Below are 9,305 nucleotides of genomic sequence, written 5' to 3'. Positions count from 1 at the left end.
GATGCAGCCCGCACCCCGTCAACCCCTTCCGCGCAATTATTTTCAGAAAGTTGAGAAGATCAAAAATTGAGCACTGCAGCGACAGCATCTAATTAGTTAGGCATCCGATATAATTGCATGCTTCGTAAGACGTCGCATTTTCGGCCGCCGCCCTTGACGATTAGCTACCTGTTTCTGGAAGACACCGGGGATATACACGCCCGCGCCGAGAGCTCGACACTCTCAGACCAGGCGCATTCATTCCAGCTCGATGGCGCGGCGTTTGATTCCTGAGGAACACCGTCAGAAGTTTCCCCGGATGCAACAAGAGCGCGTGCTTACGCTATTAGCCAAAGATTCACTACTAGAGCCTAGACTTCCGGAAGGTTGCCATGAACGTTTCACTTGCCATGGGTTCTGACAGAAGTTCTTATCCCAGCATCATCGACGTGTTCTACGCGCAGCGTATCGGGGTAATGGCCCAACGTTATCCCCAATTTTTGGGCACAAGCCTGTGGACAACCCTTCCACAACCCGCCCAAGTCCTTGATGCAAATACGATGTTGGGCTTTGCTCGCGCCGCCCAACCGCCTCCGCGGTTGCGCGGCCAAGCCAGCTTAAGACAAACCTCAAGCCGACTTCACCACCCGGCGCCCATTCGAATGCATGACAGCGCTCCGCTCGACCAGCGCGCCGAACAGCAGCCCGATCGTCGCCCACATGATCACCTGCATGCCGATCGCCGCGACGCGGAACTTCCACAGCAGCACCGCCGGGAAAGCCGCCGGCACTTCGTTGATGGCCGGCATCGACAACTGCACCGCCACGATAATCGCGACGAACACCACCCCCGCCACGATCGAGCCGTTCCATGCACCGAGCTTCATCACCGCGCGACGCCGCACCTTCAGCGAAAACATCATCGCGGCCAGCGAGATCGCGATCATCAGAAAGAACAGCCCGGTGCGCGTGCCAATCGTTTCAGGATCGCCGACCGAAGGTGGATTCGCCGGATACTTGATGTTCGGCACGATCACCAGCGCGATGAACGCGCCGAGCGCGAGCCATGCGGACAGCGCGCGCACACTCAGCGCCCCCGCCCGACCATACGCGTACGCGAACACCAGCGAGAACAAGCCGCCGAACGCCGCGCCGTAAGTCACCACGCCCGTCAGCAAGCCCAGGCCCGCTTGCGTTTCGCGGCTCACCAATTCGGGCTCGGGAGCCTCGCCTTTAGCGGCGTCGGCCTTCTCTTCGAATGAGATCGCCTGATCGACCTGCGGCTCGCCCATCAATCTGGCGAAGCCGAACGTGAGCAATCCCGCGGCGATGCCTGCGAGCATCCCGCGTACCAACAATTTACCAACCATATTCGACTCCGTTAGTGGCAGGGAAAGCCGAGCAGATGGCGGCCGTCGTGCACGAACTCATGCACGTACATGCCAGGCACCAGCGACGTGGCGCCCTGTTCCGCCCCAACGAAGTAAAGCGCGAGCAACAGCAGCAAACCGCCGAACACGACCCAGGGCAGCAACTCGCGCAGCGGAATCGGCGTGGGTTGAGCAACGGGCTGGGAAGCGGGATCGTAGACAGCTTCAGTCATGATGGACATCTCCTGGGGTAGCGCGCCCCGAAAGCAGATTGCAGAGGATTGGTGCGAAGTTCAGGTCTGGCTTTCGGCTCGAAGTGCCGATTACAGTGGCGCGACCGCGCCGGGCTCTCACCGGCTTCCGTGCTTCGCAGTCCCGCTATTCTACGCGCTAAACTTCGGCCTTCGTGAACGCAAAGGCACGCGAAGCCGGCGTGTCCATGCGATACGCACCGACGTGTCATCAATGGAAACGAACCGAATGGACGCGCGACTCTTACTGGTCAGCCACGCATCGACGGCCGCGCAGCGCGCCGGCCGCTTTCCCGCCGACGATCCGCTCGATGCCCGCGGCCTCGCGGAAGTTGAGGCCGCACGTGCGCGCGTCGCGCTTCCCGGCGACGCGGCGGTCTTCGCCAGCCCGGCCGCTTGCGCGCGCGAAACCGCGTTGGCGCTCGGCCTCGCCGCGATGATCGACGAGACTCTGGCGGATATGAACTACGGTAGCTGGCAAGGCCGGCGCCTCGCCGAGCTCGCCGTTGAGGCGCCAGAGGCGCTAGCCGCATGGACGCGCGATCCGGACGCGGCGCCGCACGGCGGCGAGTCGTTCAGTGAATTAGTGAAGCGCATGGGGATATGGCTCGACGCACGGCACGCTGCGATCAAGGACACGGCTAGCAACCCCTCGAAGCCGAACCATGCGTCCAACATCGTCGCCATCACGCATGCGCCGCTGCTGCGGGCAGCGGTCGTGCATGCGCTCGGGGCATCGCCGTCGGTGTTTCCGCGTATCGAGATCGGCCCCCTGTCGGTGATCGAATTGCGTCATTCACAACGCGGCTGGACATGGTGGCCGGCATCACCGGCCTCGATCTGATATGCACCGTGGCCGCCTCGCGCCTCACTTACCCGACACCACCAGCCGGCAACCTGTTCGACCCCGCGGGCGTCAGCGTGATGTCGGTGCGCCGGCCCTTCGCGCCTAGATAAAAATGCTGGCGGCCTGGCGGGTTCTGATCGTGCGTCGCGTCCGGCAAGCACGACGCGATGTCCGCCGCCACCGCCTCTAGCGCGTCCGCATTCGAACCGGCATCGTGATGCGGCGTCCACATGCATTGAAAGCTGCGATGGCTCGGAGAACATTGCGCGTCGTCGCCGTACGGTTGCGCGACGCCTTTGCCGTCGTCCGGGGTCAACGAGGCGAGGCCGTCCGGCGCGGCCGCCACGATCCGTTTGAGCGATGCGCACGGGCTGGGCGCATCGTCGGCATAGGCGGTGCGGGCCGGCGGCAGCGCGCCGAGCGTTGCAACGGCAAGTCCGGTGGCGAATAGTCGGGTTCTGTTCATATTGGGCGTGGCCCTTCGCAAGAAGCCAACGGGTTGGCATTGACACCAACCAGCGCAACCAGCGTGGTATGGCCGTGTCAGCACGCTCTGTGCCAAGGCATGGCCCCGCCGCCCACCGACGCCCGTCCCGTTCCTCCGCCCAAAGCACTGCGTCGACTCCACAGCGCTCCCACGCGTCATCCCCCGCATGAGCCCGCACACCTCAAACAACTCAATGGCACACAAATTGCGTTTGCGCCGTACCGGCTGAGCAATCGCCCGCCACTCAATTCGACCACAACGCTACACCATGCCAAACATACCTGCCGCAGACGCACCGAAGCGTCTGTCTTCCGGAATCGAAGGAATCGACCACATCCTGGGCGGCGGCCTCACGCCTCATCGGATGTACCTCGTGGAAGGCGCACCGGGTACAGGTAAAACCACCCTGGCCTTGCAATTCCTACTCAAGGGCGTTGAGGAAGGCCAGGTCGGCCTGTACATCACGCTGTCCGAAACTCGCGCCGAATTGCTGGCGGTCGGCGAGAGCCATGGCTGGGATGTGACCCGCTTCGCGATCCTCGAACTGCTCTCCGACGAAGGCCTCGACCCGCGATACGAGCAGTCCGTGCTGCATCCCGCCGAAGTCGAACTAGGCGAGACCGTGCGCGATGTGATCAAACAGGTTGACGACCTCAAACCCGCGCGCATCGTGCTCGACAGTCTCTCCGAGTTGCGCCTGCTGTCGCAGAACCCGTTGCGCTACCGGCGGCAGATTCTCGCGCTCAAACGCTATTTCGCGACCCGCGAATGCACGGTGTTGCTGCTCGACGACAACTCGTCGGCTCCCGGCGACGTGCAATTGCACAGCATCGCGCACGGCGTGATCAGCCTCGACAACATCACCCACGACTACGGCGGCAACCGGCGCCGCGCGCGCATCGCGAAGATGCGCGGCATCAAATTCCGCGAGGGCTTCCACGACTTCACGCTCGACACCGGCGGCATCCATGTGTATCCCCGTCTCGTCGCGGCCGAGCACCACACGCAATTCGACAAGGAAGTGGTCAGCACCGGCACGCCGGGTCTGAACGCCCTGCTCGGCGGCGGCCTGATCCCCGGCACCAATGCGCTGATGATCGGCCCGTCGGGCGTCGGCAAGACCACCACCGTGGTCTCGTGTCTGCTCGCGGCGCTCGCGCGAGGCGAGCGCTGTGTGTACTACGTGTTCGACGAAACGCTCACCACGCTGATGATCCGCTGCGCCACGCTCGGCATGCAACTCGCGCCGTACGTCGAGAGCGGTCTGCTGACGCTGCGCCAGATCGACCCGGCGGAAATCTCGCCGGGCGAATTCGCGAGCGACGTGCGCAACTCGGTCGAGAAGAAGGGCGCGCGCTATGTCGCGATCGACAGCCTGAACGCCTATCTCCAGGCGATGCCCGGCGAGCGCTACCTGCTGCTGCAAATGCACGAGCTGCTCGGCTATCTGAACCAGCAAGGCATCATCACGATGCTGGTGCTAGGCCAGCACGGCATCATCGGCGAAGTGCAGAACGATATCGACATCAGCTATCTGAGCGACGTCGTCGTGCTGTTCCGCTACTTCGAGCACCACGGCGAAGTGCTGACCGCGGTGACCGCCGTGAAGAGCCGGGCGAATGCCCACGAACGCTCGATCCGCCAGTTCCGTCTCGGCAGCGGCGGCGTGGAAGTGGGCGAAGCGCTGCGCGACTTCGAGGGCGTGCTGTCCGGCCTGCCGTCCTATCGCGGCAGCACCGCCCTGCTCGGCGCGACCGACCGCATCATCGCCACGCCCGGGCAGTAAGGTCATGGAGCAATGCGTCCTGATTCTCGCGCCGTTCGGCCGCGACGCCGATGTGATTGCCGAGGTCCTGCATAAGGACGAGCGCGCGTGCGTGGCGTTCCGCGACGCCGATGCGCTTTCCGCCGCGCTCGACGCCGGCGCGGGCGCTGCGCTGATCGCCGAGGAAGCGCTGGCCGGCGAGCATGCGTCGCGCCTGTTCGCATGGCTCGAAAAACAGCCGGCATGGTCCGACTTTCCGTTCATCCTCCTCGCGGCATCGCGCGTCGGGCAGCGCTCCGCCCGCGGGCTCGAAGTGCTCGAGCGGCTCGGCAACGTCGTCGTGCTCGAACGTCCGCTGAATTCGGAAACGCTGCGGCGCGCGGTGGCGTCGTCGCTGCGGGCGCGCGCGCGGCAGTACGAATCGCGCCGCCATCTCGCCGAACGGATCGAGGCGCAGGAAGCGCTGGTGCAGTTGAACGATTCGCTGGAAAGCCGCATCGCCGCACGCACGCATGAACTCGCGTCCGCGAACAACCGCCTGATGATGGAGATTCACGAGCGCGCCAAAGTGCAGGCGGTGCTGGTGCAATCGCAGAAGATGGAAGCGCTCGGGCAGCTCACCGGCGGCATCGCGCACGACTTCAACAATCTGCTGAACGTGATCATGGTCAACGCCGAGCTGATCGCGCGGGTCAGCGGCGACGAACGCATTCGCGGCATGGCCGCCACCGTCAAACGCGCGACCGAACGCGGCGCGAAACTGACGGGCCAGTTGCTGACCTTCTCGCGCAACAGCAACCTCGATCTGAAAGCGGTGGACGTGGTCGCGCTGCTGCAAGGCATGCGCGACATCATCACGGTGTCGCTCGGATCGAGCATCCGCTACACCAACGAGTTCGACCGCAACGAGATGTGGACGCATGCGGACGCCAACCAGCTGGAACTGGCCATCCTCAATCTCGCGATCAACGCGCGTGACGCGATGCCGGCCGGCGGCCAGCTCGGCATTCGCGTGAAGGAACGCGCGGCGCCCGATCAGTTGCTCAACGACGGGCATTACGTGGTGGTCGAAGTCGCCGACAGCGGTTCGGGGGTGCCGCCCGACGTCGTGTCACGCGTGTTCGATCCATTCTTCACCACCAAGCCGATCGGCAAGGGCACGGGACTCGGCCTGAGCCAGGTCTACGGCATCGCGACCCAGGCGGGCGGCACTGCGCGTCTCTTCAGCGAAGAAGGCGCGGGCACCACCGTGGAGATCTGGCTGCCGTTGCGCGAACGCGCGGTCCCGCAGACCGAGACGGCATCCAACGCCGAAGCGAACGCGGTCGGTGAAAAACGCGTCCTGGTGGTCGAAGACGACGGCGAGGTGCGGGCCATGCTGGTCGAGTCGCTGCGCATGCTCGGCTATACCGTGACCGAAGCAGCGGACGGACAAGCCGGCCTGAGCCGCTTGCAGGACGACAAACCCGACCTGCTGGTGGTCGACTTCGCGATGCCGGGCATGAACGGGATCGACGTCATCGCCGAGGCGCGCAAATTGCGCGAGGATTTGCCGGTGATTCTCGCGACCGGTTACGCGGACGTGGACATTTCCGGCTTGGCGGTGAAGCGCTGCACGATCCTGCGCAAACCGTTTCAGCTCGACGATCTGGCGCGAACCGTGCGGCTTGGGCTGGCGGCTTAACCGCTCCCGCGCTTCAGGCTCGCTTCGACTAACTCATGATGACCGGCCAGCCGGACCGCCAGGTCAATGGCCATGCACGCGCCGTTCCGACCCGAGCCCGCCGACCGTAGAACCGTTGTCACATTCCGCTTGCAGACTGTCCCGGCCCGGCAACAATTTCCAATTCAATAGTTTGCTAACGAATATTTTGGAAATACAATACCGGCCATGCCAAATCTCGATGTCCTGCGCCGCACCGTCAGCAGCACCCTGGTTGTCGCTGCCAGAAAGTGGCGGCGCACGAGCCATGGCGTGCTGGCGGCCTTCAACGTCTCCGAGGCGTGCGCCACGCCGCTTCTGACCGCCAGCCGGCTCGGCTCGGCGGTGCGCCAGGTCACGCTGGCCGATCACATCGGCATCGAGGGGCCGTCGCTCGTGAGGCTGCTCGATCAACTGTGCGCGGCGGGCCTGATGCGCCGCGAAGAAGATCCCGAGGACCGCCGCGCGAAAACCGTGGCGCTCACCGACGAAGGCCGCGCCGTCACGGCGAAAATGGAAGAAGAACTGGTCACGCTGCGGGCGCAGGCGCTCAAAGGCGTATCGCGCAGCGATCTCGAAGCGGCCTTGCGCGTGCTGAACGCCTTCACGACGGATGCCGCCGGGCGCGCGGAGCAACGCGGCGCCGAGCCCGCGCCGGCCACTGGCAAGACCCGCAAAGCCGCCAAGGCGCCCAGTCCCGGCAAAGGCGAAGCAGACGCAGCGGCACCGCATCACACCGCCGATCCGGCATAACGCTTTATGGTCTATCCCACCCTGCGCGACTGGCTGTTCTCGGTCAAGACCTTTGCCGCCGCGATGCTCGCGTTGTATATCGGTCTCGCGTTCGAACTGCCGCGTCCGTACTGGGCGATGGCCAGCGTCTATATCGTGTCGAATCCGTTCGTCGGAGCGACCCGCTCGAAGGCGCTGTACCGGGCCCTGGGCACCGCGCTCGGCGCGGCGGGCGCGGTGCTGCTGGTGCCGCCGTTCGTCGAATCGCCGTATCTGTTCAGCGTGATCGTCGCGCTATGGACCGGCACGCTGCTGTACCTCGCCGTGTCCGACCGCACCGCGCGCAGCTACGTGTTCATGCTGGCCGCCTATACGATGCCTATCATCGCGCTGCCCTCGGTGACCAATCCGGCCGGCGTGTTCGATCTGGCGGTCAGCCGCACCGAGGAAATCCTGGTCGGCATCGTCTGCGCGAGCATCGTCGGCGGGGCGCTGTTTCCGAGCAAGCTCGCGCCCACCATCATCGAGCGCACGGACGCGTGGTTTCGCGACGCCGCGTTCTATGCGACGGAAACGCTGTCCGGACGGATTGCCGGCGCGGCGATCTCGGGCGCGCGGCAGCGGCTCGCGGCCACCAGCAACGGTCTGGAATTGCTGCTGAGCCAGCTCGCCTACGATCACACGCGGCCGGACCTGCTGGCGCGCGCGCATGAACTGCGCGGACGCATGCAACTGCTGCTGCCGATCATCTCGTCGCTCGCCGATCCGCTGATCGCGCTGTATAACAGCGGCCGTCAGAGCTGGCCCGAGGGTCTCGAAGCGCTGCTCGCCGACGTCATCAAGTGGTTCGAGGCGCCGCCGCCCGCCGTGAGTCAGGGCTATCACCCCGACGAAACCGCCAACGCGCTGCGCGAGCGCATCGCGGCCATGCGCCCGCCGGCCGCCGCGCTCGCCAACTGGGACGTCGCGCTGCTGTCGAACGCGCTATGGCGGATGAAGCAGGTCATCGACGTATGGCAGGACTGCCGCTCCCTGCGCATCATCATCACGCGCGAAGAAGGCGCGTGGCGGCCGCGCTTTCGCCACTGGCGGCTCGGCGGCACCGAGCGCTTCTACGATCGCGGCATCATGCTGTTCTCGACCACCTCGGCGGCCGCGGCGGTCGTTCTCGCGTGCAGCCTGTGGATCAGCTCGGGCTGGAACGACGGCGCCAGCGCGGTGACGCTGGCAGCGGTGGCCTGCTGCTTCTTCGCCGCGCTCGACGAACCCGCGCCGATGGTGTTCCGCTTCTTCCTGGCGACCGGCGTCAGCGTGGCGGCGGCGGGCATCTATCTGTTCGCGGTGCTGCCGCACGTGCACGACTTCCCGATGTTGGTCATCCTGTTCGCGGTGCCGTTCATCATGGTCGGCACGCTGATCCCGCGTCCGCAGTTCAACATGGTGACGGTGCTGGTCGCGGTGAACACGGCCACTTTCATCAGCATTCAGGACGCTTACGACGCCAACTTCCTCACGTTCCTGAACAGCAATTTCGCGGGCCTCGCCGGTCTGCTCTACGCGTACCTGTGGACCCGCGTGACACGCCCGTTCGGCGCCGAACTCGCAGCATCGCGCCTGTTGCGTTCGAGCTGGGCCGATGTCGCGCTCACCGCCACGACCGCACGGCCGATCGAGGACCAGCGCAACCTCGCCGCGCGTATGCTCGACCGCCTGATGCAGCTGATCCCGCGCCTGGCCGCGACTGACGATCACCGTCATCCGTCGATCGAAAGCTTCCGTGATCTGCGCATCGCGTTCAATGCGCTCGACCTGCGGCGCCTGACCCACAAGCTAGGCGGCGAAGCGCCGGCCGCGATCAACCATGTTCTCGATGGAGTACGCATTTACTACGAGGACTGCGTCGACCGCCGTAAGCGCGGCCCGGTGCCAGAGAGCCTGATGTCGTCGATCGATGCCGCCGTCGCGCGCGTAACCGCGCTGGGGCTCGCCAACGCCAGCGCGCCCAGCCCGACATCGCAATCCTCGGCGCGCCAGCTGCGCGACGCGCTGCACGCGCTGGTCGGCTTGCGTCTATCGCTGTTTCCGGCGACGCTGATGACACCGACGCCGCCCGAACCGGAGGCCACCGCCTGATGCGCCCGTCCCGCAACCCGCTCCACCTCTTTCTGACTT

7 protein-coding genes, 1 pseudogene and 1 riboswitch are annotated in these 9,305 nt (G+C 65.2%); of the genes and pseudogenes, 5 read left to right on the top strand and 3 right to left on the bottom strand.

The features are described from left to right. Positions 1-608: 608 nt before the first annotated feature. Positions 609-1,349: a CbtA family protein gene (locus tag P0D89_RS03510; protein WP_408358203.1), complete on the bottom strand. Its 741-nt coding sequence runs from the start codon at positions 1,347-1,349 to the stop codon at positions 609-611. Positions 1,350-1,360: 11 nt separating this feature from the next. Beyond that, the gene (locus tag P0D89_RS03505) at positions 1,361-1,582 is read right to left on the bottom strand and encodes a CbtB domain-containing protein (RefSeq protein ID WP_408358204.1); all 222 of its coding nucleotides are present in this window, start codon (positions 1,580-1,582) and stop codon (positions 1,361-1,363) included. Next, a riboswitch (cobalamin riboswitch) is annotated at positions 1,569-1,770 on the bottom strand. Its footprint overlaps the gene before it by 14 nt. A 59-nt stretch (positions 1,771-1,829) precedes the next feature. On the opposite strand from P0D89_RS03505, the gene P0D89_RS03500 reads away from it, so the two are divergent. Further along, positions 1,830-2,444: a histidine phosphatase family protein gene (locus P0D89_RS03500; protein WP_408358205.1), complete on the top strand. Its 615-nt coding sequence runs from the start codon at positions 1,830-1,832 to the stop codon at positions 2,442-2,444. Between the two features lie 24 nt (positions 2,445-2,468). Here the strand turns inward: P0D89_RS03500 and P0D89_RS03495 are convergent. After that, positions 2,469-2,913: pseudogene (locus P0D89_RS03495) on the bottom strand (hypothetical protein). Positions 2,914-3,202: 289 nt separating this feature from the next. Between P0D89_RS03495 and P0D89_RS03490 the strand changes: the two are divergent. The 4 genes from P0D89_RS03490 to P0D89_RS03475 all read left to right on the top strand — a co-directional run bounded on the left by P0D89_RS03490 (position 3,203) and on the right by P0D89_RS03475 (position 9,266). Further along, positions 3,203-4,720, top strand: coding sequence for an ATPase domain-containing protein (locus tag P0D89_RS03490; RefSeq protein ID WP_408358206.1), 1,518 nt, complete (start codon positions 3,203-3,205; stop codon positions 4,718-4,720). 4 nt (positions 4,721-4,724) lie between these two features. After that, positions 4,725-6,383 (top strand): ATP-binding protein, encoded by a 1,659-nt coding sequence (locus tag P0D89_RS03485; RefSeq protein WP_408376079.1) that lies wholly within the window; start codon positions 4,725-4,727, stop codon positions 6,381-6,383. A gap of 207 nt (positions 6,384-6,590) precedes the next feature. Next, positions 6,591-7,154, top strand: a complete 564-nt coding sequence (locus P0D89_RS03480; protein WP_408358208.1) for a MarR family winged helix-turn-helix transcriptional regulator — start codon at positions 6,591-6,593, stop codon at positions 7,152-7,154. Positions 7,155-7,160: 6 nt separating this feature from the next. Further along, positions 7,161-9,266, top strand: coding sequence for an FUSC family protein (locus tag P0D89_RS03475; protein ID WP_408358209.1), 2,106 nt, complete (start codon positions 7,161-7,163; stop codon positions 9,264-9,266). Positions 9,267-9,305 lie beyond the last annotated feature (39 nt).

The sequence above is a fragment of the Paraburkholderia sp. RL18-085-BIA-A genome (assembly GCF_046027075.1).
Classification (GTDB): domain Bacteria; phylum Pseudomonadota; class Gammaproteobacteria; order Burkholderiales; family Burkholderiaceae; genus Paraburkholderia.
This window is presented reverse-complemented; position numbering and strand designations above follow the sequence as displayed.

What these genes read in the sequence shown, in the direction of transcription:
- P0D89_RS03510 (WP_408358203.1), bottom strand. Translation starts at nt 1,349, where the DNA reads ATGGTTGGTAAATTGTTGGTACGCGGGATGCTCGCAGGCATCGCCGCG.
- P0D89_RS03505 (WP_408358204.1), bottom strand. Translation starts at nt 1,582, where the DNA reads ATGACTGAAGCTGTCTACGATCCCGCTTCCCAGCCCGTTGCTCAACCC.
- P0D89_RS03500 (WP_408358205.1), top strand. Translation starts at nt 1,830, where the DNA reads ATGGACGCGCGACTCTTACTGGTCAGCCACGCATCGACGGCCGCGCAG.
- P0D89_RS03490 (WP_408358206.1), top strand. Translation starts at nt 3,203, where the DNA reads ATGCCAAACATACCTGCCGCAGACGCACCGAAGCGTCTGTCTTCCGGA.
- P0D89_RS03485 (WP_408376079.1), top strand. Translation starts at nt 4,725, where the DNA reads ATGGAGCAATGCGTCCTGATTCTCGCGCCGTTCGGCCGCGACGCCGAT.
- P0D89_RS03480 (WP_408358208.1), top strand. Translation starts at nt 6,591, where the DNA reads ATGCCAAATCTCGATGTCCTGCGCCGCACCGTCAGCAGCACCCTGGTT.
- P0D89_RS03475 (WP_408358209.1), top strand. Translation starts at nt 7,161, where the DNA reads ATGGTCTATCCCACCCTGCGCGACTGGCTGTTCTCGGTCAAGACCTTT.